The sequence below is a fragment of the Staphylococcus rostri genome (assembly GCF_002902145.1).
Classification (GTDB): Bacteria; Bacillota; Bacilli; order Staphylococcales; family Staphylococcaceae; genus Staphylococcus; species Staphylococcus rostri.
The window spans coordinates 1-652 of the sequence record NZ_PPRF01000098.1; the positions used below are offsets into that span (position 1 = coordinate 1).

Genomic DNA, 652 nt, shown 5'->3' on the forward strand with positions numbered 1-652 from the left:
TTAGAACTGTATTTTGGTTTTAAACTATATAGATACTTAAAATATTAAGGTTTGATACGTCTTATTTATTCAATTAACGATAATCTAAAAAGAAATGCTGATTTATGACAGAGTTTTTCACATAATTTAACTCAAAATGTGTTTGATTTCTATAGTGTGGTAAATTTGGTATAAAAACCCCTTTATTTTGCGTTGACGTATAGTTCATAGCTTGATAAGATATAGCAGTCGTCGAAAGAAATCACTTAAAGTTATTATTTAATTCACTTTTAAAAACAAAACAACAAAGTGTAAAATTAATACTTGAATATTTCTTCTCGAGAATATATGATGGATATTGTTGAAAAGAGCGAAACATTTCAACGCAAAACATCAAAAGTTACGAATTAAAAAAACTTAAAAAAGTAGTTGACACAACGAAATGTTTTAAGTATAATGAATAATTGTAACAGCAAAAAATGAACATTGAAAACTGAATGACAATATGTCAACGTTAATTCCGATAATTTGAGTACTCAGAGTAGTACTTTCAAGAGTGATTGACTTAAACAATCAATTGAGCTAATCAAGCTTACTTCTTTTATGGAGAGTTTGATCCTGGCTCAGGATGAACGCTGGCGGCGTGCCTAATACATGCAAGTCGAGCGAACAG

At 29.3% G+C, this 652-nt stretch carries 1 rRNA gene; it reads left to right on the forward strand.

The features are described from left to right. Positions 1 to 579: 579 nt before the first annotated feature. A 16S ribosomal RNA gene (locus CD122_RS10570) occupies positions 580 to 652 on the forward strand; the annotation flags it as partial.